Source organism: Streptomyces sp. CC228A (genome assembly GCF_021390935.1).
GTDB lineage: Bacteria > Actinomycetota > Actinomycetes > Streptomycetales > Streptomycetaceae > Streptomyces.
In genome coordinates, this window is sequence record NZ_JAJPUI010000009.1 from 92896 (window position 1) to 118195 (window position 25300).

At 73.1% G+C, this 25300-nt stretch carries 18 protein-coding genes and 1 pseudogene; 14 read left to right on the forward strand and 5 right to left on the reverse strand.

Annotation, left to right across the window (positions count from 1 at the left end; genetic code table 11):
• Nucleotides 1-19: 19 nt before the first annotated feature.
• From nuoE to nuoN, 10 genes and pseudogenes are all read left to right on the forward strand, one after another.
• Nucleotides 20-760, forward strand: coding sequence for an NADH-quinone oxidoreductase subunit NuoE (nuoE, locus tag L6E17_RS23930; RefSeq protein WP_236242908.1), 741 nt, complete (start codon nt 20-22; stop codon nt 758-760).
• The gene (gene nuoF, locus L6E17_RS23935) at nt 760-2109 is read left to right on the forward strand and encodes an NADH-quinone oxidoreductase subunit NuoF (protein ID WP_236242809.1); all 1350 of its coding nucleotides are present in this window, start codon (nt 760-762) and stop codon (nt 2107-2109) included. Before nuoE ends, nuoF begins: the two co-directional genes overlap by 1 nt.
• Nucleotides 2106-4653 (forward strand): annotated as a pseudogene (locus L6E17_RS23940) (NADH-quinone oxidoreductase subunit G). Before nuoF ends, L6E17_RS23940 begins: the two are co-directional and overlap by 4 nt.
• Nucleotides 4654-4685: 32 nt before the next feature.
• Entirely contained in the window at nt 4686-6014 is a 1329-nt protein-coding gene (gene nuoH, locus L6E17_RS23945; protein ID WP_236242909.1) for an NADH-quinone oxidoreductase subunit NuoH, read from the forward strand.
• Nucleotides 5986-6621 carry an NADH-quinone oxidoreductase subunit NuoI gene (nuoI, locus tag L6E17_RS23950; RefSeq protein ID WP_374109132.1) on the forward strand — a complete coding sequence of 212 codons (636 nt, stop codon included), beginning with the start codon at nt 5986-5988 and terminating at the stop codon, nt 6619-6621. Before nuoH ends, nuoI begins: the two co-directional genes overlap by 29 nt.
• Nucleotides 6618-7493, forward strand: a complete 876-nt coding sequence (locus L6E17_RS23955; RefSeq protein ID WP_236242811.1) for an NADH-quinone oxidoreductase subunit J — start codon at nt 6618-6620, stop codon at nt 7491-7493. The genes nuoI and L6E17_RS23955 overlap by 4 nt, the downstream gene beginning before the upstream one ends.
• Complete coding sequence (gene nuoK, locus L6E17_RS23960) at nt 7490-7789, forward strand: NADH-quinone oxidoreductase subunit NuoK (protein WP_071264787.1); 300 nt, start codon at nt 7490-7492, stop codon at nt 7787-7789. Before L6E17_RS23955 ends, nuoK begins: the two co-directional genes overlap by 4 nt.
• A gap of 15 nt (nt 7790-7804) precedes the next feature.
• On the forward strand, nt 7805-9751 hold the full coding sequence (gene nuoL, locus L6E17_RS23965; protein ID WP_236242812.1) for an NADH-quinone oxidoreductase subunit L: 1947 nt from the start codon (nt 7805-7807) through the stop codon (nt 9749-9751).
• A 5-nt stretch (nt 9752-9756) separates the two neighbouring features.
• Nucleotides 9757-11361: an NADH-quinone oxidoreductase subunit M gene (locus L6E17_RS23970; RefSeq protein WP_236242910.1), complete on the forward strand. Its 1605-nt coding sequence runs from the start codon at nt 9757-9759 to the stop codon at nt 11359-11361.
• Nucleotides 11358-13019 (forward strand): NADH-quinone oxidoreductase subunit NuoN, encoded by a 1662-nt coding sequence (gene nuoN / locus L6E17_RS23975; RefSeq protein ID WP_236242813.1) that lies wholly within the window; start codon nt 11358-11360, stop codon nt 13017-13019. The genes L6E17_RS23970 and nuoN overlap by 4 nt, the downstream gene beginning before the upstream one ends.
• Nucleotides 13020-13096: 77 nt before the next feature.
• Here nuoN and L6E17_RS23980 read toward each other — a convergent pair whose 3' ends face one another.
• Nucleotides 13097-13645 carry a hypothetical protein gene (locus L6E17_RS23980; protein ID WP_236242814.1) on the reverse strand — a complete coding sequence of 183 codons (549 nt, stop codon included), beginning with the start codon at nt 13643-13645 and terminating at the stop codon, nt 13097-13099.
• 509 nt (nt 13646-14154) lie between these two features.
• Between L6E17_RS23980 and L6E17_RS23985 the strand changes: the two genes are divergently transcribed.
• Both L6E17_RS23985 and L6E17_RS23990 read left to right on the forward strand, forming a co-directional pair.
• Nucleotides 14155-15102, forward strand: a complete 948-nt coding sequence (locus L6E17_RS23985; protein ID WP_236242815.1) for an AraC family transcriptional regulator — start codon at nt 14155-14157, stop codon at nt 15100-15102.
• Nucleotides 15103-15160: 58 nt separating this feature from the next.
• Nucleotides 15161-15964 carry a carbohydrate-binding protein gene (locus L6E17_RS23990; RefSeq protein ID WP_236242816.1) on the forward strand — a complete coding sequence of 268 codons (804 nt, stop codon included), beginning with the start codon at nt 15161-15163 and terminating at the stop codon, nt 15962-15964.
• 86 nt (nt 15965-16050) lie between these two features.
• Here the strand turns inward: L6E17_RS23990 and fahA are convergent, their stop codons facing one another.
• Both fahA and L6E17_RS24000 read right to left on the reverse strand, forming a co-directional pair.
• On the reverse strand, nt 16051-17313 hold the full coding sequence (gene fahA, locus L6E17_RS23995) for a fumarylacetoacetase (protein WP_236242817.1): 1263 nt from the start codon (nt 17311-17313) through the stop codon (nt 16051-16053).
• A 127-nt stretch (nt 17314-17440) separates the two neighbouring features.
• The gene (locus L6E17_RS24000; RefSeq protein WP_236242818.1) at nt 17441-19756 is read right to left on the reverse strand and encodes a CocE/NonD family hydrolase; all 2316 of its coding nucleotides are present in this window, start codon (nt 19754-19756) and stop codon (nt 17441-17443) included.
• A gap of 251 nt (nt 19757-20007) precedes the next feature.
• Here L6E17_RS24000 and L6E17_RS24005 point away from each other — a divergent pair, with 251 nt between their 5' ends.
• Both L6E17_RS24005 and L6E17_RS24010 read left to right on the forward strand, forming a co-directional pair.
• Complete coding sequence (locus tag L6E17_RS24005; RefSeq protein WP_236242819.1) at nt 20008-21018, forward strand: polyprenyl synthetase family protein; 1011 nt, start codon at nt 20008-20010, stop codon at nt 21016-21018.
• A gap of 418 nt (nt 21019-21436) precedes the next feature.
• Complete coding sequence (locus tag L6E17_RS24010; protein ID WP_236242820.1) at nt 21437-22711, forward strand: sigma-E factor regulatory protein RseB domain-containing protein; 1275 nt, start codon at nt 21437-21439, stop codon at nt 22709-22711.
• A gap of 273 nt (nt 22712-22984) precedes the next feature.
• Here L6E17_RS24010 and L6E17_RS24015 read toward each other — a convergent pair whose 3' ends face one another.
• Nucleotides 22985-24343 (reverse strand): M28 family metallopeptidase, encoded by a 1359-nt coding sequence (locus L6E17_RS24015; protein ID WP_268985583.1) that lies wholly within the window; start codon nt 24341-24343, stop codon nt 22985-22987.
• A 492-nt stretch (nt 24344-24835) separates the two neighbouring features.
• The gene (locus tag L6E17_RS24020) at nt 24836-25291 is read right to left on the reverse strand and encodes a VOC family protein (RefSeq protein ID WP_236242821.1); all 456 of its coding nucleotides are present in this window, start codon (nt 25289-25291) and stop codon (nt 24836-24838) included.
• Between the last annotated feature and the right edge of the window lie 9 nt (nt 25292-25300).

Sequence of the window (25300 nt, forward strand, 5' to 3'; positions counted from 1 at the left end):
GACTGCGACGAGCCTCGGCATGCCCGAGCTCCCCGCACCCGACTACCCCGCCGACGTACGCGCCCGGCTCGACGCGGACGCCAAGGAGATCATCGCCCGCTACCCCGACTCCCGCTCCGCGCTCCTGCCGATGCTGCACCTCGTGCAGGCCGAGGAGGGCCACGTCACCCGCACCGGCATGCGCTGGTGCGCCGAGACCCTCGGCCTGACCACCGCCGAGGTCACCGCGGTCGCCACCTTCTACACCATGTACCGGCGCAAGCCGAGCGGCGACTACCAGGTCGGCGTCTGCACCAACACGCTCTGCGCGGTCATGGGCGGCGACGCCATCTTCGAGGAGCTCAAGGAGCACCTGGGCGTCGGCAACCAGGAGACGACCGAGGACGGCAAGGTCACCCTCGAACACATCGAGTGCAACGCCGCCTGCGACTTCGCGCCCGTCGTGATGGTCAACTGGGAGTTCTTCGACAACCAGACGCCCGAGAGCGCCAGGAAGCTCGTCGACGACCTGCGGGCGGGCCGCCCCGTCGCCCCCACCCGCGGCGCGCCGCTGTGCACCTTCAAGGAGACCGCGCGCATCCTCGCCGGCTTCCCCGACCCCCGGCCCGGCGCGGTCGAGGCCACCGGCGGCGCCGGCCCCGCCTCCCTCATCGGGCTGAAGCTCGCCAAGGGCGAGGCGCTGCCGCCCCGGGTCGTCCACCCGCGCGGCGAAAGCGGGCAGGACGCCACCCGGCACGACGAGACCACCGAGGGGGAGTGATGACCTTGGCACCCGAGATCGGGGAGACCAGCCCCGAGAAGCTGCTCTCGCCGGTTCTGTCCGCCTTCTGGGACCAGCCCGACTCCTGGACCCTGGACACCTACCGGCGGCACGACGGCTACGAGGGCCTGCGCAAGGCCCTCGCCATGACACCCGACGACGTCATCGCCTACGTCAAGGACTCCGGCCTGCGCGGCCGCGGCGGCGCGGGCTTCCCCACGGGCATGAAGTGGCAGTTCATCCCCCAGGGCGACGGCAAGCCGCACTACCTCGTGGTCAACGCCGACGAGTCCGAGCCCGGCACCTGCAAGGACATCCCCCTCCTCTTCGCCAACCCGCACTCCCTCATCGAGGGCATCGTCATCGCCTGCTACGCGATCCGCTCCACGCACGCCTTCGTCTACCTGCGCGGCGAGGTCGTCCCCGTGCTGCGGCGGCTGCACGAGGCGGTGCGCGAGGCCTACGAGGCGGGCTACCTCGGCAAGGACATCCTCGGCAGCGGCATGGACCTCGACCTCACCGTGCACGCGGGCGCGGGCGCGTACATCTGCGGCGAGGAGACCGCCCTGCTCGACTCGCTCGAAGGGCGCCGCGGCCAGCCCCGGCTCCGGCCCCCCTTCCCCGCGGTCGCCGGCCTCTACGCGTGCCCCACCGTCGTGAACAACGTCGAGTCCATCGCGTCGGTTCCCGCGATCCTGCACCGCGGAAAGGACTGGTTCCGCTCGATGGGCAGCGAGAAGTCCCCCGGCTTCACGCTGTACTCGCTCAGCGGCCACGTCGCCGGACCCGGCCAGTACGAGGCACCGCTCGGCATCACGCTGCGGCAGCTGCTCGACATGAGCGGCGGCATGCGGCCCGGCCACCGCCTCAAGTTCTGGACCCCGGGCGGCTCGTCCACGCCCATGTTCACCGACGAGCACCTGGACGTGCCGCTCGACTACGAGGGCGTGGGCGCCGCCGGCTCCATGCTCGGCACCAAGGCCCTCCAGTGCTTCGACGAGACGACCTGCGTCGTCCGGGCCGTCACCCGCTGGACCGAGTTCTACGCCCACGAGTCCTGCGGCAAGTGCACCCCCTGCCGCGAGGGCACCTACTGGCTCGTGCAGCTGCTGCGCGACATCGAGGCCGGCAAGGGGCGGCTCGGCGACCTCGACAAGCTCGCCGACATCGCCGACAACATCAACGGCAAGTCCTTCTGCGCCCTCGGCGACGGCGCCGCCTCACCGATCTTCTCCTCCCTGAAGTACTTCCGCGGGGAGTACGAGGAGCACATCACCGGCAAGGGCTGCCCCTTCGACCCGGCCAAGTCGACCGCCTGGGCGGACAACCACGTGGAGGTGAACGCATGACCGTCACCACGTCCTCCACCGGTGGAGGCGCGCGCCCGGCGGTGCCGCCGGAGGACCTGGTCTCGCTGACCATCGACGGCGTCGAGCTCTCGGTCCCCAAGGGGACCCTGGTGATCCGCGCCGCCGAGCAGCTCGGCATCGAGATCCCCCGCTTCTGCGACCACCCCCTCCTCGACCCGGCCGGCGCCTGCCGCCAGTGCATCGTCGAGGTCGAGGGCCAGCGCAAGCCCATGGCCTCCTGCACGATCACCTGTACGGACGGGATGGTGGTCCGTACTCACCTCACCTCCCAGGTCGCAGAGAAAGCCCAGGTCGGGGTGATGGAGCTGCTGCTCATCAACCACCCCCTGGACTGCCCCGTCTGCGACAAGGGCGGCGAGTGCCCCCTGCAGAACCAGGCCATGTCCCACGGGCAGGCCGAGTCCCGCTTCGAGGGCAGGAAGCGGACCTACGAGAAGCCGGTGCCGATCTCCACGCAGGTGCTGCTGGACCGCGAGCGGTGCGTGCTGTGCGCCCGCTGCACCCGCTTCTCCCAGCAGATCGCCGGCGACCCGATGATCGAACTGGTCGAGCGGGGCGCCCTCCAGCAGGTCGGCACCGGCGAGGGCGACCCCTTCGAGTCGTACTTCTCCGGCAACACCATCCAGATCTGCCCGGTCGGCGCGCTCACCTCGGCGGCGTACCGGTTCCGCTCCCGCCCCTTCGACCTGGTCTCCACGCCCTCCGTGTGCGAGCACTGCGCCGGCGGCTGCGCCACCCGCACCGACCACCGGCGCGGCAAGGTCATGCGGCGGCTGGCCGCCGAGGACCCGGAGGTCAACGAGGAGTGGCTGTGCGACAAGGGGCGCTTCGCGTTCCGCTACGCACAGCAGCGCGACCGGCTCACCACACCCCTGGTGCGCAGCGCGGACGGCGTGCTGGAGCCCGCGTCCTGGCCGGAGGCGCTGGAGGCGGCGGCGCGGGGCCTGGTCAGGGGCCGCACCGGGGTGCTGACCGGCGGACGCCTCACCGTCGAGGACGCCTACGCGTACGCCAAGTTCGCCCGCGTGGCGCTGGACACCAACGACATCGACTTCCGCGCCCGCCTGCACAGCAGCGAGGAAGCCGACTTCCTGGCGGCCCGGGTCGCCGGCCGGGGCGTGGACCTGGACGGCGAAGGCGTCACGTACCGGTCTCTGGAGCGCGCCCCCGCGGTGCTGCTGGTAGGGATCGAGGCCGAGGAGGAGGCGCCCGGCGTCTTCCTGCGGCTGCGCAAGGCGTGGCGCAAGCACGGCCGGCGGACCTACTCCGTCGCGCCGTTCGCCACCAGGGGCCTGACCAAGGCGGGCGGGACGCTGCTGGCGGCCGCGCCCGGCACGGAGACCGAGTGGCTCGACGCCCTCGCGTCCGGCACGGGGCTCGACGGCCCGGGAGCCGCCGCCGCGGAGGCCCTGCGCGCCGAGGGCGCCGTCATCGTGGCCGGGAGCGGCTCGCGGGCGTGCCCGGCGCGCTCACCGCCGCCGTGCGGCTGGCCTCCGCGACCGGTGCCCGGCTGGTGTGGATCCCGCGCCGGGCCGGGGAGCGCGCCGCGCTGTGGGCGGGCGCCGTCCCGTCGCTGCTGCCCGGCGGGCGGCCGGCCACCGACCCGCGGGCCCGCGAGGAGACGGCCGTCGCCTGGGGGCTGCGCGAGCTGCCGCACCGCTACGGGCGGGACACCGGCCAGATCCTGGAGGCCGCCGCCACCGGCGAGCTCGGCGCGCTGCTGGTCGCCGGTGTGGACGTCGCCGACCTGCCCGACCCGCAGCGGGCGCGTGAGGCGCTCGACGCGGCATTCGTCGTGTCCCTGGAGCTGCGGCCCGGCGAGGTCACCCGGCGGGCCGACGTGGTGCTCCCGGTGGCCGCGGTCGCCGAGAAGCCGGGCACCTTCCTCAACTGGGAGGGCCGCGTGCGGATGTTCGAGGCCGCGCTGAAGCCGGACCAGATGACCCGGCCGCTGCCGCCCGCCGACGCTCGGGTCCTGCACATGCTGGCGGACGCCATGGACGTCCACTTCGGGCTGCCCGACCTGCCCTCCGTGCGGCGCGAGATGGACCGGCTCGGCGCGTGGGACGGCGCCCCGGCGGGCGACCCGTCCGAGGCGGCCCGGCCGCTGCCCCGCGCCGGCGAGGGCGAGGCGGTGCTGGCCGCCACCGGATGCTGCTCGACCGGGGGCGGCTCCAGGAGGGCGACGAGGCCCTGGCCGGCACCCGGCACGCCGCGGTCGCCCGGCTGTCGGCGGCCACGGCCGCGGAGAGCGGTGTCGCGGACGGCGAGCTGCTTGAGGTCAGCGGCCCCTCCGGCGCGGTGCGGCTGCCGCTGCGGGTGACGGCCGAACTGCCCGACCGGGTCGTGTGGCTGCCGCTCAACTCGGTCGGGGGCGGCGTGCTGTCCGACACCGGGACGGTGCCGGGCCGGCTGGTCCGCATCGGCCCCGCCGCGGTCGACCCGGCCGCCGCGGCCGCACCGGCCCCGGCGGAAACACCCGACTCACCCGACTCTTCGAACCCGTCGGAGGTGCGAGCGTGAACCCGGCCCTCCTCGCGGCCGAGGACCTCTCGATGTTCGGCCGCGACCCCTGGTGGCTCGTGGTCGTCAAGGCGGTCTTCTGCTTCGCCTTCCTCATGGTCACGGTCCTGATCTCCATCGTGATGGAGCGCAAGGTCGTCGGCTGGATGCAGCGGCGCGTCGGCCCCAACCGGCACGGCCCGTGGGGCATGCTCCAGTCCCTCGCCGACGGCGTGAAGCTCATGCTGAAGGAGGACGTGGTCGTCAAGCGCGCGGACAAGGTGATCTACGTCCTCGCGCCCGTCCTGGCCGCGATCCCCGCCTTCATGGCCGTCGCCGTCATCCCCTTCGGGCCCGCGGGCAACGAGGTGTCCGTCTTCGGCGTCCGCACCACGATGCAGCTCACCGACCTGCCGGTGGCGATGCTGTACGTCCTGGCGATCGGCTCGCTCGGGGTGTACGGCTTCGTCCTCGGCGGCTGGTCGTCCGGGTCCACGTACCCGCTGCTCGGCGGCATCCGGTCGGCGGCGCAGGTCATCTCGTACGAGATCGCCATGGGTGTGGCCTTCGCGTCGGTGTTCCTCTACTCCGGTTCGATGTCCACCTCGACGATCGTCGAGGCGCAGCAGGACCGCTGGTTCGCCGTGCTGCTACCGGTGTCGTTCCTCGTCTACATGGTCACGATGATCGGCGAGTCCAGCCGGGCCCCGTTCGACATGCCGGAGTCCGAGGGCGACCTCGTCGGCGGCTTCAACACCGAGTACAGCTCCATCAAGTTCGCGATGTTCATGCTGGCCGAGTACATCCACATGGTCACCGTGTCGATGATCGCGGTCACCCTGTTCCTGGGCGGCTGGCGGGCCCCGTACCCGGTGTCCGCGTTCTGGGAGGGCGCCAACCACGGCTGGTGGCCGCTGCTCTGGTTCGTGGGCAAGGTCGTCGCCTTCATCTTCTTCTTCGTGTGGCTGCGCGGCACCCTGCCCCGTGTCCGCTACGACCAGCTGATGAAGCTGGGGTGGAAGGTCCTCATCCCCGTCTCCGTGGTGTGGCTGATGCTCGTCGCGACCGTCCGCGCGCTGCGCAACGAGAACGTCGCGTTCCAGCAGATCGTGCTGTACGTCGCCGGGGCCGTGCTGGCGGTGCTGCTGCTGTCCTTCGTCGCCGACATGTTCCGCGACCGGAGGGCCAAGGCGGAGGAGGAGGCCGCGGAGGCGGCGCAGGACGCCGGCTTCGACCCGATGGCCGGCGGGTTCCCGGTGCCCCCGCTGCCCGGGCAGACCCTGCCGCCGGTGCCGCGGCGCAGGCCCAGGGCCGACCGAGAGCTCATTGTCAGTGGCGGCCCCGATACTGCCAGTGACGGAAAGGAGACGGAGGGTGTCTGACTTCCAGAACCCGGTGGCCGGCTTCGGCGTGACCTTCAAGGCCATGTTCAAGAAGCGGCTGACCGAGCAGTACCCGGAGCAGCAGAAGACCACGGCGCCCCGTTTCCACGGCCGCCACCAGCTCAACCGGCACCCGGACGGGCTGGAGAAGTGCGTCGGCTGCGAACTGTGCGCCTGGGCCTGCCCCGCCGACGCCATCTACGTCGAGGGCGCCGACAACACCGACGAGGAGCGCTACTCGCCGGGCGAGCGGTACGGGCGGGTCTACCAGATCAACTACGCCCGCTGCATCTTCTGCGGACTGTGCATCGAGGCGTGCCCCACGCGCGCGCTGACCATGACCAACGAGTTCGAGCTCGCCGACAGCTCCCGGGCGAACCTGATCTACACCAAGGAGCAGCTCCTCGCGGGACTGGAGGAGGGGATGGTCGACAGCCCGCACGCCATCCACCCGGGGATGACCGAGCAGGACTACTACCGGGGCCTGGTCACCGAGGCCGCGCCCGGCACGGTCCGCCAGCCCGTCTCCGACGGGGCGGGGCCGCAGGAGGCGGCGTCGGACTTCGGCCCCGGCGAACCCGCCTCGGAGAAGGTGGTCGAGGCATGACCGCGCAGACCCTGGCCGCCGCGTACACCACGTCGACCGGTGAGGCCGTGCAGTTCTGGCTGCTCGGCACGGTCGCGGTGATCGGCGCCCTGTGCACCATCCTGATGAGGAAGGCCGTGCACAGCGCGCTCTGCCTGGCCGGCACCATGATCATCCTCGCGGTGTTCTACCTGGCGAACGGCGCCTACTTCCTGGGCATCGTGCAGATCGTCGTCTACACCGGCGCGATCATGATGCTGTTCCTCTTCGTCGTCATGCTCGTCGGCGTCACCGCCGCCGACTCGCTGAAGGAGACCATCAAGGGCCAGCGCTGGCTGGCGGCGCTGTGCGCCCTCGGCTTCGGCACCCTCCTCGCCGCCGGTATCGGCAGCGCCTCCCTGGAGACGTTCAACGGGCTGGCCGCCGCCAACTCCGGCGGCAACGTGGAGGGCCTGGCGGTGCTCATCTTCACCAAGTACGTCTTCGCCTTCGAGATCACCGGTGCGCTGCTCATCACGGCCGCGGTCGGCGCCATGGTGCTGACCCACCGCGAGCGCACCGAGAAGGCCCGCACCCAGCGGGAGCTGGCCGAGCAGCGCGTACGGGAAGGGACGCAGCTCCCGCCGCTGCCCGCGCCCGGTGTGTACGCCCGGCACAACGCGGTCGACATCGCCGGCCTGCTGCCCGACGGCACCCCGTCCGAGCTGACCGTCAACCGCACGCTGCGCGCGCGGGGCCAGGTCCGCGACGTCTCCGCGCAGGCGCTGGACGACCTCAAGGCCCTGGAGCAGCGCTCCGAGGAGCGGCTCGGCCGGGAGCAGGAGGACGTGCGCGGGCTCGGAAGCGAGCGCGACGGGTCCGCCGGGCGGGACGGAGAGGAGGCGGCCAAGTGAATCCCGTCAACTACATCTACCTCGCCGCCCTGTTGTTCACCATCGGCGCCGCGGGTGTGCTGATCCGGCGCAACGCGATCGTCGTGTTCATGAGCGTCGAGCTGATGCTGAACGCCTGCAACCTCACCCTGGTCGCGTTCTCCCGGATGCACGGCAACCTCGACGGCCAGATCATCGCGTTCTTCACGATGGTCGTCGCCGCCGCGGAGGTCGTGGTCGGGCTGGCGATCATCGTGTCGCTGTTCCGTATCCGCCATTCGGCCTCGGTCGACGACGCCAGCCTGATGAAGCTGTAAGGGGTCGCTAGAACCGTGGATACCTCGAACCTGATCGCGCCGCTCATCGCGGCGCCTCTGCTCGGAGCGGCCGTCCTGCTCTGCGGCGGCCGGCGGCTGGACCGGTTCGGGCACTGGATCGGCACGCTGCTGGCGGCCGCCTCCTTCGCCCTCGGCCTGGTGCTGTTCGCCGACATGCTCGGCCGGAGCGCCGACGAACGGACGCTGGGACAGCGGCTGTTCACCTGGGTGCCGGTGGAGGGCTTCCAGGCGGACATCGCCTTCCAGCTCGACCAGCTGTCGATGACGTTCGTGCTGCTCATCACCGGCGTCGGCACGCTCATCCACGTGTACTCGATCGGGTACATGGAGCACGACGAGCGCCGCCGCCGCTTCTTCGGCTATCTGAACCTGTTCCTCGCGGCGATGCTCCTGCTGGTGCTCGCCGACAACTACCTGCTGCTGTACTTCGGCTGGGAGGGCGTCGGCCTCGCCTCGTACCTCCTCATCGGCTTCTGGCAGCACAAGCCGACCGCGGCCACCGCCGCGAAGAAGGCGTTCCTGGTCAACCGGGTCGGCGACATCGGCCTGTCGATCGCGATCATGCTGATGTTCACCACCTTCGGCACCTTCGCCTTCGGCCCGGTGCTCGGCTCCGCCGGCGAGACGTCCGAGGGCACGCTCACGGCGATCGGGCTGATGCTGCTGCTCGCCGCGTGCGGCAAGTCGGCCCAGGTGCCGCTGCAGTCCTGGCTCGGGGACGCCATGGAGGGCCCCACACCGGTCTCCGCCCTGATCCACGCCGCCACCATGGTGACCGCCGGCGTCTACCTCATCACCCGGTCCGGGGCGATCTTCAACGCGGCCCCGGACGCCCAGCTCGCCGTGGTCGTGGTCGGCGCGGTCACGCTGCTCTTCGGTGCGATCGTCGGTTGCGCCAAGGACGACATCAAGAAGGCCCTGGCCGGGTCGACGATGTCCCAGATCGGGTACATGATCCTCGCCGCGGGCCTCGGCCCGATCGGCTACGCCTTCGCGATCATGCACCTGGTGACGCACGGCTTCTTCAAGGCCGGGCTGTTCCTCGGCGCCGGCTCGGTCATGCACGGCATGAACGACGAGGTCGACATGCGCAAGTACGGCGGCCTGCGGACGTACATGCCGGTCACCTTCGTGACCTTCGGGCTCGGGTACCTCGCCATCATCGGCTTCCCCGGCCTGTCCGGCTTCTGGTCCAAGGACAAGATCATCGAGGCGGCCTTCGCGAAGGGCGGCGCCGAGGGCTGGATCCTCGGCGCGGTCACCCTGCTGGGCGCCGGGCTCACCGCGTACTACATGACCCGCGTGATGCTGATGACCTTCTTCGGCGAGAAGCGCTGGCAGCCCGCCCCCGACGCGGACCAGGTGCCCAGCGCCGAACCCGCCGCCGAGGCCCTCCCCGGTCGGATGCCGCACCCGCACGAGTCGCCGAAGTCCATGACCGTGCCGATGATCCTGCTGGCCTTCGGGTCGGTCTTCGCCGGCGGCCTGTTCTCGCTCAACAGCGCGTTCGTGAACTGGCTGAAGCCCGTCACGGACTTCGAGCACGGCCATCCGCCGGTGAGCGCCGCCGTGGTCACCACGTCCACGGTCGTGGTCCTGCTCATCGGCGTCGGCATCGCCTACGCCCAGTACGGGCGGCGGCCCGTGCCGGTCGTCGCGCCGCGCGGCTCGCTGCTCACCAGGGCCGCCCGCCGCGACCTCTACCAGGACGACGTCAACCACGTGGTCCTGGTGCGCGGCGGCGAGCACCTCACCCGCTCGCTGGTCTACGTGGACCACACCCTCGTCGACGGGGTCGTCAATGGGACGGCGGCGTCGATGGGCGGACTCTCCAGCCGGATGCGCAGGTTGCAGAACGGCTTCGCCCGCTCCTACGCGGTCTCGATGTTCGGAGGTGCTGCGGTGCTGATCGCCGCGACCCTGCTCATGAGGGGGGTGTGACCGCGATGTCCTACCTCCTGACGGCGACGGCGGCCGTGCCCGCAGCCGGTGCGATCGTCACCGCCGCCGTGCCGGCGGCCCGACGCACCGCGGCCAAGTGGGTGGCCCTCGCCTTCTCCCTCGCCACGCTCGCGCTCGCCGCGACCGTGTTCGCCCGCTTCGACCCGGGCGGCGCCCGCTACCAGCTCACCGAGTCCCACGCCTGGATCCCGGACTTCGGGGTGCGGTACGAACTGGGCGTCGACGGCATCGGGGTGGCGCTCGTCGCGCTCACCGCCGTCCTCGTCCCCTTCGTCATCCTCGCCGGCTGGCACGACGCCGACCACCTGGCCGCGTCCGGCAGCGGCTCCGCCGCGGGCCAGTCGAAGAGGTGGCGGCCCACCCAGGGCTTCTTCGCCCTGATCCTCATGGTCGAGGCGATGGTGATCCTCTCCTTCGAGGCCACCGACGTCTTCCTCTTCTACCTCGTCTTCGAGGCCATGCTCATCCCGATGTACTTCCTCATCGGGGGGTTCGGGGACCGGGCGCACGCCGGCACCGACGAGCACGCCGCCGCCCAGCGGTCGTACGCGGCGGTGAAGTTCCTCCTCTACAACCTCGTCGGCGGGCTCGTCATGCTGGCCGCCGTCATCGGGCTGTACGTCGTCGCCGGGAACTTCTCCCTCACGGAGATCGCGGCCGCCCGCGCGAGCGGCGAGCTGGAGATGGCCGCGAACACCGAGCGGCTGCTGTTCCTCGGCTTCTTCTTCGCCTTCGCGGTGAAGGCGCCGCTGTGGCCGCTGCACACCTGGCTGCCCAACGCGATGGGCGAGTCCACGGCTCCGGTCGCCGTCCTCATCACGGCCGTGGTCGACAAGGTCGGCACCTTCGCGATGCTCCGCTTCTGCCTCGGGCTGTTCCCGGAGGCGTCGAAGTGGGCGACCCCCGTGGTCCTCGTCCTCGCACTGGTCAGCATCGTCTACGGGGCGCTGCTCGCGGTCGGCCAGCGGGACATCAAGCGGCTGATCGCCTACGCGTCGATCTCCCACTTCGGCTTCATCATCCTCGGCATCTTCGCGATGACCAGCCAGGGGCAGAGCGGCGCCACCCTCTACATGGTCAACCACGGGCTCTCCACGGCCGCCCTGATGCTGGTCGCCGGGTTCCTGATCTCGCGGCGCGGCTCCCGGCTCATCGCCGACTACGGCGGGGTGCAGAAGGTCGCCCCGGTGCTGGCGGGCACCTTCCTCGTGGGCGGCCTCGCCACGCTGTCGCTGCCGGGACTCGCCCCGTTCGTCAGCGAGTTCCTGGTGCTGGTCGGCACGTTCGCCCGGTACCCGGCGGCCGGTGTCGTCGCCACCCTCGGCATCGTGCTGGCCGCGCTGTACACGCTCGTCCTGTACCAGCGGACCATGACGGGACCCGTCAAGGACGAGGTGCGGGCCATGCCCGACCTGAGGGCCCGTGAACTGGTTGTGGCCGCACCGCTGATCGCGCTGCTGCTGTTCCTCGGCGTGTTCCCGAAGCCGGTGACCGACGTGGTCAACCCGGCGGTGCGCCACACCATGTCCGACGTCGACCAGAAGGACCCCGCACCCGAGGTCCGGCCCCAGGTGGAGGCGGCGCAGTGAGCACAACGGACTTCCACAGCCTGTGGACGGCGGCCGCCGGGCCGGTCGCGGAGCCGCTCGGCGCCATCCAGGCGCCGAAGATCGAGTACGCCCAGCTGGCACCGATCCTCATCGTGGTCGGCGCGGCGGTCCTCGGCATCCTCGTCGAGGCCGTGGTCCCGCGCCGCGCCCGCTACCACAGCCAGCTCTTCCTGAGCGTCGCGGCGCTGGCCGCCGCGTTCGCCGCGGTCGTCGGCCTCGCCGTCGCCGGATACGGCACCACCAAGGCGGGGATCGCCGCCATGGGCGCCATCGCCGTCGACGGGCCCGCGCTGTTCCTCCAGGGCACGATCCTGCTGGCCGCGCTGGTGTCGGTGTTCACCTTCGCCGAGCGGCGGCTCGACCCGGCACGGCACGGCCACAGGGTCGACTCGTTCGCGGCGGAGGCCGCGGCCGCGCCCGGCAGCGACCACGAGAAGGCCGCGGTCAAGGCCGGGTTCACCACCACCGAGGTGTTCCCGCTGGCGCTGTTCGCCGTCGCCGGCATGCTGGCCTTCCCGGCGGCCAACGACCTGTTGACGCTGTTCATCGCGCTGGAGGTGCTGTCGCTGCCGCTGTACCTGCTGTGCGCCCTGGCCCGCCGCAAGCGGCTCGTGTCGCAGGAGGCCGCGGTCAAGTACTTCCTGCTCGGCGCCTTCGCCTCCGCGTTCTTCCTCTTCGGCATCGCCCTGCTGTACGGCTACGCGGGCTCCGTGTCGTACGCGCGGATCGCGGACGTCGTCGATGGGGCCGTCGGCACCGTCGACCCGGCGCTGGCCGCCACCATGGGCAGCGACGTGCTGCTGCTCATCGGCTTCGCCCTGGTGCTGATGGGCCTGCTGTTCAAGGTCGGCGCCGTGCCATTCCACATGTGGACCCCGGACGTGTACCAGGGCGCGCCGACACCGGTCACCGGCTTCATGGCCGCGGCCACGAAGGTCGCCGCGTTCGGCGCGATGCTGCGGCTGCTGTACGTGGTGCTGCCGGGGCTCCGCTGGGACTGGCGGCCCGTCATGTGGGGCGTCGCCATCGTCACCATGCTGGTCGGTGCGATCGTCGCCATCACCCAGACCGACATCAAGCGGCTGCTGGCCTACTCGTCGATCGCCCACGGCGGGTTCATCCTGGCGGGTGTCATCGCGGCCACGCCGTCCGGCATCTCGTCTGTGCTGTTCTACCTGGCCGCGTACTCCTTCGTGACGATCGGTGCCTTCGCCGTCGTCACGCTGGTGCGGGACGCCGGCGGCGAGGCCACGCACCTGTCGAAGTGGGCGGGGCTCGGGCGCCGGTCGCCGCTGGTGGCGGCCGTGTTCGCGGTGTTCCTGCTGGCCTTCGCCGGCATCCCGCTGACGTCCGGGTTCTCCGGCAAGTTCGCCGTGTTCAAGGCGGCGGCCGAGGGCGGCGCCGGGGCGCTGGTGGTGGTCGGCGTGGTCGCCTCCGCGATCGCGACGTTCTTCTACATCCGCGTCATCGTGCTGATGTTCTTCAGCGAACCGCACCCGGAGGGCCCGACCGTGGCCGTGCCGTCACCGCTGACGATGACGGCGATCGGCGTCGGTGTCGCGGTCACCCTGGTGCTCGGCGTCGCGCCGCAGTACTTCCTGGACCTGGCCTCGCAGGCGGGCGTCTTCGTGCGGTAGCAGGCGGCTGGTCGCGGCAGCGGTCGGGCGGGGCGCGGTGGCGCGCCCCGCCCGACCGCTGTGTGTGCGGCCCCGGGTCAGTCCGCGGGGCAGGACACGTGCGGGTTCCACTCGTGGAACATGCCCTTGGGGTTCGGCTTGTAGATCCACACGTGCAGGTCGTAGTGGGCGGCGATGCCCTCCTCGACGCCCGGCGACGGCCCCAGGAAGGGCTGGCCGAACATGGCGGGCCGGTCGTCGTCCGTGCTCAGGTCCTGGTCCGCGTCCTCGACGAACCACTCGACGCCCACCAGCCGCAGTGCGCCGTCGGGGCCCGGCTCGTACATGAGGGCGGAGGGGTGCGCCGGGTCGGTGGTGTTGTTGTACGCCTTGTTGACGTAGTGGTAGCCCATGCCGCCCTCGCCCTCCCGCTCGATGCAGCCGCGCATCGGCAGGTAGCCGTCCTGGACGGCCCGTTCGACGGAGTGGTACTTGAGCGTCGCCTGGTACGTGGTGACCAGGTCGGCGTGTGCGGACGCGGCCTCGCCTGCGGACGCGGTCGCGGCGGGTGCCGCCGGTCCTGCCAGGAGGGCCAGCGAGACGAGTGCGGTGACTGCGGCAGCGGGTATGGGCCCTTTCGGGTGCATGCGGTGCTCCTCGCGACAGTGCGTGCGTGTCACCCTGCTGACCCGGGCCGTCCCGGGCGCAGGTCGTACCACCGGGCCGCACCGGTCGCCGGGCCGTCCCGGGCCGTCCCTGGCGGTGCCGGCGCCCCCGGTGCGAACCGGCCGGTCCGCGCCAGGCCCGGTCGTCCCGGTGGGACCGGGCGCCTCGCGGCTCCGGCCGTGCGGACGGTCCTGCCGTACAGGCGCCCCGGGCCGGTACGTACCGGCGGCTCTGGTCGGTACGGGCGGCTCTGGTCGGTACGGGCGGCTCTGGTCGGTACGGGCGGCTCTGGTCGTACAGGCGGGTCCGGTCGTCCGGGCGGGGCCGGGCCCGGGCGGTTCCCTGCCCCGCCCCCAGCAGCATGTGCCGCCCGGCGCGCCGCCGCACCCGGAGGAGGGCCGACGGGCGGAACGCGCCCTGTTCCCCGCGGTCCGCCCCGTGGCATGGTGACCGCAGGGGAATGGTCTGGACCTGTAGGGGGTGGCGGGGGATGCGACGCGGGCGGGACGCCGGGGACGCCGCGCTGCCGACACACCGGCTGGAGGTGCCCCAGCCGCAGGCCCTGCCCTTCGCCGTCGGCACCTTCGACACCATCGGCCCCCTGTCCAGGGCCGCCTTCCCGCACCGGCACACCTTCTACGAGATCCTCCACGTCACCTCCGGGCGCGGCGTCCACGTCGTCGACCTCGCCCGCCAGGAACTGCGCCCCCCGCACCTCGGGGTCGTCGCCCCGGGGCAGGTCCACCACTGGGAGGGCGCGGCCGGGCTTGACGGGTCCGTCATCCTCTTCACCGAGGACTTCCTGCTCGACCACCCCGGGGACCGGGAGCTGCTGCGGCGGTTGAGCGAGCGGCCGTGGCTCCGGCTCGACGGGCCGGCCCGCCCCACCGTCGCCCGGCTCGTCGACGACCTCCACGACGAGTACGGCAAGGGCGCCGAGGGCTTCGCGTCCGTCCTGCGCGCCCTGCTGCACATCCTCGTCGTCCGGGCGGCCAGACTCCCCGCCCCCGCGACGGGGCCCGGCCGCGCGGAAGGCCCCGCGGCGCCCGCCCGGCCCGGTCGCGTGGCCGAGGAGTTCGGCCGGCTCATCGGCCGAGGGGAGGCCGCACTGTGGTCGGTGCGGGCCTGCGCCGACCGTATCGGCGTCACCCCCGGCTACCTCGCCGAAGCCGTCAAGGCGGCCACCGGCCGCACCCCCGGGCGGCTCGTCCGCGACGCCCGCACCCAGGAGGCCAAACGGCTGCTGGCCAAGACGGACCTGACGGTCCGCCAGGTCGCCCTGCGGGTCGGCTTCGACGACCCCTCGTACTTCTGCCGCTTCTTCCGCCGCGAGACCGGGCTGAGCCCCGGGGACTTCCGGCGGGGCGCGGAGGGCGGCCGGGATAAACACCACGACCACCGCATCCCGTCCCTCGCCCGCCCCGCAGGCCGCGCCTAGGTTCGGTGGTGCTCCCGACACCGTCCCCCAGACCTCTTCGCCACGAGGAGCCACCGGCATGGACCAGCATCCCCGGCACCCCAGCCGCAAGACCGTGTTGCGCGCCGCGCTCGCCGCCGGCGTCGCGACCCCCGCCGCCCTGATGGGCGTCCCGGCCCTCGCCCGCACCGCCACCGCCGACGCGCCGCCGCCGCTCACCCCGCAGTGCGACGACGGCGACGACCCCACGCCCCCGCAGATGGAGGGCCCCTACTTCAAGCCCGACTCCCCGCGCCGCACCTCACTCCTCGAACCCGGAGGCCGGGGTGTCCGGCTCGACGTGCAGGGCTACGTCTTCGGCCTGGCCTGCCGGCCCGTGGCCGGCGTCCTGCTCGACTTCTGGCAGGCCGACACCGACGGCGCGTACGACAACGCCGGGTTCCGCTACCGGGGCCACCAGTTCACCGACGAGCGGGGCGCGTTCCGGCTGACCACCATCGTGCCGGGCCTGTACCCGGGGCGCACCCGCCACCTCCACGTCAAGGTGCAGGCCCCCGGTCGGCCCGTCCTCACCACGCAGCTGTACTTCCCGGGCGAGCCCCGCAACCACACGGACGCGCTGTTCGACCCGCGGCTGCTGATGACCGTGCAGAGCGCGGGCGGCGCCAGGACCGCCACGTTCGACTTCGTCCTCGCCGTACCGCAGGACCCGGGCCCCTCGCCCACGCCCACCCCCACCGGCGGCACATGGGCCGCGGGGACGGCGTACCGCGCGGGCGACCGCGTCACGTACGGCGGGCGCGGCCACACCTGCCTGCAGGGCCACACCGCGCAGCCCGGGTGGGAGCCGCCGAACGCGCCCGCCCTGTGGCGGGCGGACTGACCACCCCGGGGCGCGGCCCAGCTGTGGGAGCCGCGCGGGCCCGGCACCCCGTGAGCCGGGGGTGCCGGGCCCTTGCCGCCGCGGGGTCAGACGGCCGGGGCGATCCGGCCGGCGACCTCGCCCAGGCCCACCTTCACACCGTCGGGGCCCGGCGCCCATGCCGTGAGCGTGACCTCGTCGCCGTCCTCCAGGAACGTCCGCTTGCCGCAGGTCAGTTCGAGGGCGTCCCGGCCGTTCCACGTCAGCTCCAGCAGTGAGCCCCGCTGGTGGGTCTCGGGCCCGCTGACCGTGCCCGAGCCGTACAGGTCGCCGGTGCGCAGCGACGCGCCGTTCACCGTCATGTGCGCGAGCTGCTGGGCCGCCGTCCAGTACATGGTGGAGAACGGCGGCTCGGCCACGACCTCGCCGTTGATCCGCACCGTGATGTGCAGCTCGAAGCCGCCCGGCTCGTCCTCGTCCGCGTCGTCCAGGTACGGCAGCAGCGGGAAGTCCCGGGCGGGCGGCGCCACCCGCGCCGCGTCCAGCGCCTCCAGCGGCGTCACCCATGCCGACACCGACGTGGCGAACGACTTGCCCAGGAACGGGCCCAGCGGCACGTACTCCCATGCCTGGACGTCCCGCGCCGACCAGTCGTTCAGGAGCGTCAGCCCGAAGACGTGGTCGCGGAAGTCGCGCAGCGGCACCGGGCGGCCCAGCTCGGACGGGGTGCCGACCAGGAAGCCGACCTCCGCCTCGATGTCCAGCTTCGTGGACGGGCCGAAGACCGGCGCCGCGTCCTGCGGGGCCTTGCGCTGGCCCGAGGGCCGCACGATGTCGGTGCCGGACACCACCACGGTGCCGGAGCGGCCGTGGTAGCCGATCGGCAGGTGCTTCCAGTTGGGCGTCAGCGGCTCGCCGTCGGGGCGGAACATCCGGCCCACGTTCGACGCGTGGTGCTCGCTCGCGTAGAAGTCGACGTAGTCGGCCACCTCGTACGGCAGGTGGAGGGTGACCGCGCCGGGGCCGTCCAGCGGGTGCAGCAGCGGTTCGACGGCGGCGCGGTGCGCGGGCGAGGTCACCCACGCCGTGAGGGCCCGGCGCACGTCGCGCCACGCGGTGCGGCCGGCCGCCATCAGCGGGTTGAGGGCGGGCTGCGCCAGCAGGCTCGCGTAGGGGGAGCCCAGCGCGCGGGCGGCGGCGCCCGCGTCCAGCACATGGCTGCCGATCCGGACGCCGACGCGGCGGCGTGCGGGGTCGTCCGCCGTCGAGAACACGCCGTACGGGAGGTTGTGCGGGCCGAAGGGATCGCCCTCGGCGAGGTCGAGCGGGCTACGCGGCCTCTGTTCGGACCGCTCGGACTGCTCGGGCATCGGTGCTTGCCTCGCTTTCCACGTGTGTGGGGGACACGTTACGGCCGGGGCACGCGCTTCTCCCAGGTGCGGTGGAGGAGGACCTCGTCACCTCCCTCCGCACCCTCACCGCCTGTGCCGGTGCAGATCAGCTCGGTGCGCACGAGCAGCCCGGCGGCGTCGGACGCGGCCTCGGACCGCACCTCCACGGCGGCGTGCCACGGCGGGTCGAGGTCCGGCCGGTGCCAGCGCACGTGCCACTCGGCGCGCGCCCGCGCGGAGAGCGGCCCGGCGGCCTCCTCGATCTCGTACGTCTCCACGGCGCGCTCGGTGAGTTCCAGTCCGTCCGGGTAGGTGCGGACGCTGCCGTGCTCGCTGCTGCACGGGTCGGCCTCCAGGCGCCACCCGCCCCGGGCGACGTCCCGTACGAGGAGGAGCGGCGGCCGCTCGCCGTCGGGTGCGCCGAGCATGGCGGGGACGCCGACGCCCAGCGGCGGGGCGTGCTCGGGCCCGGGGAAGCCGACGGCGGCGTCGTGGGGCGCGGGCGCGCGGACGGGCAGGAGGAGGGAGCAGCCGGCCGGGTCGAGCGTGAAGCCGCCGACGGGGAGCCCGGGGCGCTGCCGGGCGGGGTGGCGGCCCCGTCGTGCACCTCTGCGGCGGCCCGCGCGTCGGCGCGCCCGCCGGCGGGGTCGGCGGTGACTGCGCCGGGCCGGTCGGTGCTCGTGCCCGTGGCGGCGGGCTGCGGGGCACTCGTGCCGGTGGTGCCGGTGGTGCTGGTGGTGCTGGTGTTGCCGGTGCCGGTGCCTGTGCCGGTGCCGGTGCCGGTGCCGGTGGTCGCGGTGGGCGGCGGGGCCGCGGCGTCGGGGGCGGGGAGCGGCCACACCCACGGCCAGTACGCCGACGAGACGGCGACGCGGATCCGGTGGCCCGGTGGGAAGGCGTGGCCGGTGGCGCCGCACCGGATGCCGTACGTGCCGGAGGCGCCCGTGGCGGTGCCCCGGGCGACCAGCAGGGAGGTGCCGTCGGGGGCCACGTCGCAGAGGCGGACCGTGACCCGGACGGCGGGCGCGTCCGCCCGTACGGCGAGGCGGACCACGGGGTGGCCCAGCACTTCCAGGGGCGGCCCGCCGGGTGGGACGGCGATGTCGAAGCAGGCCGACAGGGCGTCCTCCGCGCGCTGGTCCGGCGGCAGGTCCGCGTCCCCGCCGGAGGGCGCGAAACGCCCCGCGTCCAGACCGGTGTGCAGCGGAGAGCGCACCGGCGCGGGCCCGCCCTGCAGGGCGTACGCGACCGGGGTGACGTGCGGGGGCGGCCAGGCGTCGTCGCCGCGCCAGCCGCGGGTCCAGGAACGGAGCAGCGGCTCGTCCATGGCGCCGGTGCGCAGGCCCTTCAGGTGGTGGTCCCACCAGCGCAGGGTCTCCTGGAGGAAGCCGATCGCCGGGCCGGGCGGCTCCCCCCGGTCCGGGTAGCGGCACGGCCACGGTCCGAGGACGCCTCTGACGAGGTGGCGCGGCAGGTGCTCCAGCAGGCGCAGCACGGTGTCCCGGTGCGGGTCGTGCCAGCCGGCCACCGCGAGGACCGGGACCCGCACGGCGCCGTACGGGAGGGGCGGCCCGGCTTCGCCGGCGGCCGTCGGGTCCCGTCCTTCCAGTGCGGCCAGCCGCCGGGCCCACAGGTCGCGCCAGGCGTCCCCGGCGTAGCGCGGGTCCGGCGGCGAGGCCGCACCGGCGAGTGCGGCGGCCCGGGCGGTGAGGGGCGGGGCGAAACCTCCGCTGCCCCGGTCGCGGGCGACCGGCCCGTCGCCGCCGGGACCGCTGGGACTGCCGGGATCGCCGGGGCCGTCGGGGCCGCCGGGGCCGTCGGGGCCGTCGGGACCGCTGGGACTGCCGGGACCGCCGGGGCCGTCGGGGCCGCCGTGCCTGTCGTGGGCGTGCTGCCTGTCGTGCGTGTCGCGCCTGTCGTGGTCGTCGTGGCCGTCGTGGTCGTCGTGGCCGTCGTGGTCGTCGTGGCCGTCAGGGGCGCCGACGGCCACCACGGCGGCGAGCGCCGGCGCGGCCTCGGCGGCCAGGGCGGCGACCCGCAGCGCCGTGCCGCCACCGGGGCCCAGCCCGATCATGCCGACCCGGCCGGTGCACCACGGCCGGTCGGCGAGCCAGGCCACGACCGCGGCGGCGTCCTGCGGGTCCGTACGGTCCTGCGGCAGCCCCTCGCTGTTGCCGCGGCCGCGCGGGTCGACCCGCACCGACGCGTAGCCGTGGCCGGCGTACCAGGGGTGGCGCTGGGCGTCCCGGGGCGCGGTGCCGTCGGTGAGCCGCCCCGGGTCGTACTCCAGGAGCGCGGGGACCGGCCCGTCCGTCAGCGGGCGCCAGACCCGCGCGTACAGCAGGGTGCCGTCGGGCAGCGGGACCCGGACGTCCGTGCGGTCCGTCCGGTACGGGAAGGAGGTGCGGACGCGGGAGCGCATGGGCGGAGCCTCCTGTTCCGTACGGGCGCGCGCGGGGACCGTCCCCGGTCGGCCGGGGCGCGCGCGACGGTACGCTTAAAAGCGGTTATTTCGTCTGAAAACGCTGATCACGAACATACCGGGGGTGGCGGGAAGGTGCCCACGGCGATCCAAACGGGACCGGATACGCTGACGTGAGTGAATCCAGCGACACATCGACAATCCGTGTGAACGGTGAGCGTCGTGATCGTCAGCAGACAGGAGACCTCCTCGTGACCGCAGTCGGGCCGTTCGGGCTGAGCGTGCGGGACCAGGCTCTCGAAGCCGATGTCCAGACCGGATTGGCGGCGGTCGAGGCCGGGCTCCTCGATGCCACCAAGAGCGACGTGCCGTTCATCACGGAGGCGGCCCAGCACCTGGTGCTGGCGGGCGGCAAGCGGTTCCGGCCCCTGCTGGTGATGCTGGCCGCGCAGTTCGGCGACCCGCACGCCCCCGGCATCGTGCCCTCCGCGGTCGTGGTCGAGCTGACGCACCTGGCGACGCTGTACCACGACGACGTGATGGACGAGGCGGTCGTACGGCGCGGGGTGGACAGCGCGAACGCGCGCTGGGGCAACTCGGTCGCCGTCCTCACGGGTGACTTCCTCTTCGCCCGTGCCTCACACATCCTGGCGGATCTCGGCCCCGAGGCGGTGCGCATCCAGGCGCAGGCGTTCGAGCGGCTGGTCACCGGCCAGATCCTGGAGACGGCCGGGCCGCGCGAGGGCGACGACCCGGTCGGCCACTACCTGGACGTCATCGCGGGGAAGACCGGCTCGCTGATCGCCGTCTCCGGGCGGTTCGGCTCGATGATGGCGGGCGCGGACGAGCGGGTCGTGGAGGTCCTGACGCAGTACGGGGAGCGGCTGGGCGTGGCGTTCCAGCTCGCGGACGACGTGCTGGACATCGCCTCCGACTCGCACGAGTCGGGCAAGACTCCCGGCACCGACCTGCGCGAGGGCATCGCCACGCTGCCCGTCCTGCACCTGCGGGCCGAGGCGGAGCGGCACCGGCGGCCCGAGGACCTGGAGCTGGTGGAGCTCCTGGACGGCGACCTGTCGGACGACGGGCGGCACGCCGAGGCGCTGCTCCGGCTGCGCGCCCACCCGGCGCTGGAGCGCGCCCGCAGGGACACGGTGCGGTACGCGCAGGAGGCCCGGGCGATGCTGGCCCCCCTCCAGGAGTGCTACGCGAAGGCCGCGCTGGAGGAGCTCTGCGACCTGGTGGTCCACCGAGCGGGGTGAGCGCGGGGGCGTGCGGGGCGCGCCGTCACGTGCGGGGCGCGGCGTCCGGCGGCGGGGTGCCGTGTCGGCGGCGGAGTGCCGTGTCGGAGGGGCATCGGCGGTGGTGCGGCGTCGGCCCGCCTGGGCGCGGACGTGGATCCGGTGGGGTGCCGCCGGAGCGCGCTCGCGAGTGACGCCGGGGCGCGGATGCGGGTGCCGCCGGGATGCGGACGCGGGCGCCGCCGGGATGCGGACGCGGGCGCCGCCGGAGCGCGCTCGCGGGTGCCGCCGGGATGCGGGCGCGGGTCCGGTGGGGCGGGATGGGGAGACCCTGAGAGGGCGTCATCCCTGAGAGGTATGCCGAGTTGATCCCGTGGACTGACGCTTTCGGGGTGTGGCTTTGGTCAGATGGACACACCACACCACGGAGGTAGCCCACATGGAACCGAACGACAGCGTCAGCACTGCGACCCCGGCCGCCCCGGCCGCACGCAGGAGGATGGCGCGGTACGCGGTCCCGGTCGCGGTGGCGGGGGTCGCGGCGGCGACGATCGGGCTCGTCCCCGCGCTGGCCGCGGCCGGCGACCCCGACCTGCCGGAGATCACGGCACAGGAACTCATCGAGAAGATCGCCGCATCCGACGTCGAGCAGATGTCCGGGACGCTGAAGGTCAGCACGGACCTGGGCCTGCCCTCGTTCGCCGGCCTCGGCGACCTGCTGGGCGAGGCCGGGGCCGCTGCCGGGGAGGCCAAGGAGGCGGAGGCCAAGCTGCTGGAGCTGGCGTCCGGCACCCACACCCTGCGCGTCGCGGCGGACGGACCGGACCGGCAGCGGCTGACGATCCAGGACGGCGACGACGAGTACACCGTCATCCACCGCGGCGGCGAGGTCTGGACGTACGACAGCAAGGCCAACGAAGTCCTGCACGCGAAGGACGACGCCTACGAGAGCGGCGGCGCCGACGAGGCGCACGAACCGCCGGTCACGCCCAAGGAGCTGGCGACCGAGGCCCTGAAGGCCGTCGACGGGACGACCTCGGTCACGGTGGGCGGCACGGCCCGGATCGCGGGGCGGGACGCGTACCAGCTCGTCATCAAGCCGAAGCAGAGCGGCTCGACGATCGGCGCGATCAAGGTCTCGGTGGACGCGCAGAACGGCGTCCCGCTGAAGTTCACGCTCACGCCGAGCACGGGCGGCAAGGCCGTGGTGGACGCGGGCTTCACCCAGGTCGACTTCGCCAAGCCCGCGGCGGACACCTTCGCCTTCACCCCGCCCAGGGGCGCGAAGGTCACGGAGCTCGACGAGGAGTCCGAGGGCGCGGCCGGCCGGCACGGCGGCCCGGCGGACAAGGAGCTGGACGACCTTCGGAAGGACCTCGGCGGCAAGGATCTCGGCAAGGATCTCGGGAAGAACCTGGACGACCTGGAGTCCGTCGAGGACTTCCCCGGCCCGAACGTGATAGGCGAGGGCTGGACCACGATCCTGGAACTCGGCGGCCCCGCCGCGCCGTCCGGCGCGGGCGAGGAGGGACTGCCGGCCGAGGCCGAGAAGTTCCTCGGCGCCCTGGGTGACCAGGTGACCGGGAAGTTCGGCTCCGGCACGGTCTTCAAGACCCGCCTGGTCAACGCCCTGCTGACGGACGACGGCAAGGTCTACGTCGGCGCGGTGACCGAGAAGGCGCTGCTGGACGCCGCGAACAAGGCCGCCCGGTAGGCACCTTGGCGTGCGCCGGTCATCCGGCGCGCGACGCCGTGGGCGCGTTGCGCGGTGTGCGGGACGCGGTGTGCGGGGCGCGGTGTGCGGGGCGCGTTGCGCGGGACGCGGTGTGCCCCGCCGCCGCCCGGGACCGCGCCGTCGCAGGGGCCGCGGAGCCTTGGAGGTGCCGCGCCGCAGACGGGGGCGGGCAGTCGCAGGGCCGCGCAGCTCTGGAGGTGCCGCGGGGCCGCACCGGTGCCCGGTGCGGCCCCGCTCCGTGCGCGCCGGCCGTCAGAAGGTCAGCTTGAAGCTGTTGATGTAGCCGGTGTCGTAGCGGGCGGTGTCCTGGACCCGCAGCTGCCAGGTGCCGTTGGCGGTCTCGCTGGAGGCGTCCACCGTGTAGGTCTCCCGGACGTTGTCCGCGGAGTCGCTGCCGCTGGCGTTCTTCAGGCGGTACGCCGAGCCGTCGGGGGCGATCAGGTCGACGACCAGGTCACCGCGCCAGGTGTGCACGATGTCCACGCCGACCTGCAGGTTCGACGGGGCGTTGCCGGTACGGCCGGTGATGCTGAGGGACGAGGAGACCGCGCCGCCGTTGTCCGGGATCGCGACGTCGTTCGTGTTCTCGTACGTGTCACCCGTCGGCGGCTCCGTCGTCCCGCCGGAGGACAGGGCCCACACGGCGTGCGCGAGGGCGTCGCTGTTCCGGTCGAGCGCGGTGTCGTTGATGTTCGACGTGGTGTCGCACGACGAGTGGTAGCAGCGGTCGAAGGCCTGACCGGCCGTGCCGCCCCACTTCTGCGCCTGCGCCGAGGTCTTGGTGCGGCCGGCGCCGGTGAACAGGCCGCCGACCGGGATACCCGCGTTCTTGAAGGAGGTGTGGTCGGAACGCCCGTCGGCCTCGGTCTCGATCTCCGTGGGCACGCCGATCCCGGCGAAGTAGTCCTTGAAGGTCTTCTCGATGACGGGGTCGTCGTCGTAGACGAAGTAGCCGGGGTTCGGTGACCCGATCATGTCGAAGTTCAGGTACCCGGAGATCTTGGACCGCTCGGTGGCCGACAGGTTCCCGACGTAGTAGCGGGAGCCGACGAGCCCGAGTTCCTCGGCGCCCCACCACGCGAACCGCAGGTGCTTGTCGGGCTGGTACCCGGCACGGGACACCGCGAGAGCGGCCTCCAGGACGGCGGCGGAGCCGGAGCCGTTGTCGTTGATGCCGGGCCCGGACGACACGGAGTCGAGGTGGGCGCCGGCCATCAGCACCTGGTCGGCGTCGCCGCCGGGCCAGTCCGCGATGAGGTTGTAGCCGACGGACCCGTTGGTGGTGAACTGCTGGACGGTGGTGGTGTAGCCGGCGGCGTCCAGCTTCGCCTTCAGGTAGTCCACGGAGGCGCGGTAACCGGGGCGCCCGTGGGCGCGGTTGCCGCCGTTCGCGGAGGCGATCGACTGGAACTGCGTGAGATGCGCCTTGACGTTGGCGACGGGGATGTCGGGTGCCGTGGCAGCCGACGGTGCCGCGGGGGCGGACGGTGCCACGGGGGTGGACGGTGCCGCGAGGGCCGTGGGTGCCGCTCCGCCGACCAGGGCGGCGAGGGCGAGCACGGCGGACGCGGCGGTGCGTCTGCGCGATATTCGGGACGCGTGGATCGTCATGTGGGGGGCTCCGAATTCCGTACGGGGATGGGACGGAACGTGCGAGCGCCCCGCTACGGCGGTGAAGCGGGGCCTTGGAGCGAGTCGTGCCGATGCGCCGCGCGGTGAGCGCGGGGCGTTCAGCGCGTGCAGTGCCTTTCAGTGCGTGCGGCGCGTGCGGTGCCTTTCGGCGCGTGCGGCGCGTGTGGTGCGTGCAGTGCGTGGTGCGTGTGGCGCGTCGTGCGTGGTGCGGACGGTGCGTGGCGCGTGCAGTGCGTGGTGAATGGTCGGCGACGATCTGATGAAGCGTCAAGGGTCGTTTCTTGTCAGCCCTGTTCGCATAGCGGAGCCCGCGTGAGGGTGTGCGTGCACCTTTTCCCCGCCCCGCGCCACGTGGACGTGCCGTTTCCGGCCGCCGCTGCGCGGACGGGCGACCGTACGGCCTGCGGAGGGTGCGAGCGCAAGGGGCGGGCGGGAGGGGCAGGGCCGCGCCGGGCCGCTGAGCGCGGGGGCTCAGTGCACGCAGAACTCGCCGCCCTCCGGGTCCCGCATGACCGTCCAGGTGCCCGCCGGCTCCTGGACGCGTCGCAGCACGGAAGCGCCGAGGCCCTCCAGGCGCCTGACCTCCGCTTCCCTGTCCCGGTCGGGTCCCGTGTGCAGGTCGAGATGGAGCCGGTTCTTGACGGTCTTCGCCTCGGGGACGCGCTGGAACAGCAGGCGCCGGCCCGTCCCCACTCCTGTCGCGCCGTCGTACGGATCGTCCGGATGCCGGACGGCGGCCAGATCGCGCCATGCGTACCGGCCCTGCGCCCCGACGGCCTGGTCGGCTGACGCGTGCCCGGCGGCGAGGAGCCGCTCGATCAGGGCGCTGTGGTCTTCCACCACATAGCCCAGTGCCTGCGCCCAGAAGGCGGCCTGCGCGTGCGGATCGTTCGCGTCGATCACAAGCTTCCAGTGGAGTGCGGTCATGTAACTGGT

Bases quoted from the DNA above. Each gene is read 5' to 3' on its own strand.
- nuoE (WP_236242908.1), top strand. From the start codon at position 20: ATGCCCGAGCTCCCCGCACCCGACTACCCCGCCGACGTACGCGCCCGG.
- nuoF (WP_236242809.1), top strand. From the start codon at position 760: ATGACCTTGGCACCCGAGATCGGGGAGACCAGCCCCGAGAAGCTGCTC.
- nuoH (WP_236242909.1), top strand. From the start codon at position 4,686: ATGTTCGGCCGCGACCCCTGGTGGCTCGTGGTCGTCAAGGCGGTCTTC.
- L6E17_RS23955 (WP_236242811.1), top strand. From the start codon at position 6,618: ATGACCGCGCAGACCCTGGCCGCCGCGTACACCACGTCGACCGGTGAG.
- L6E17_RS23970 (WP_236242910.1), top strand. From the start codon at position 9,757: ATGTCCTACCTCCTGACGGCGACGGCGGCCGTGCCCGCAGCCGGTGCG.
- L6E17_RS23980 (WP_236242814.1), bottom strand. From the start codon at position 13,645: ATGCACCCGAAAGGGCCCATACCCGCTGCCGCAGTCACCGCACTCGTC.
- L6E17_RS23985 (WP_236242815.1), top strand. From the start codon at position 14,155: ATGCGACGCGGGCGGGACGCCGGGGACGCCGCGCTGCCGACACACCGG.
- L6E17_RS23990 (WP_236242816.1), top strand. From the start codon at position 15,161: ATGGACCAGCATCCCCGGCACCCCAGCCGCAAGACCGTGTTGCGCGCC.
- fahA (WP_236242817.1), bottom strand. From the start codon at position 17,313: ATGCCCGAGCAGTCCGAGCGGTCCGAACAGAGGCCGCGTAGCCCGCTC.
- L6E17_RS24000 (WP_236242818.1), bottom strand. From the start codon at position 19,756: ATGCGCTCCCGCGTCCGCACCTCCTTCCCGTACCGGACGGACCGCACG.
- L6E17_RS24010 (WP_236242820.1), top strand. From the start codon at position 21,437: ATGGAACCGAACGACAGCGTCAGCACTGCGACCCCGGCCGCCCCGGCC.
- L6E17_RS24015 (WP_268985583.1), bottom strand. From the start codon at position 24,343: ATGACGATCCACGCGTCCCGAATATCGCGCAGACGCACCGCCGCGTCC.
- L6E17_RS24020 (WP_236242821.1), bottom strand. From the start codon at position 25,291: ATGACCGCACTCCACTGGAAGCTTGTGATCGACGCGAACGATCCGCAC.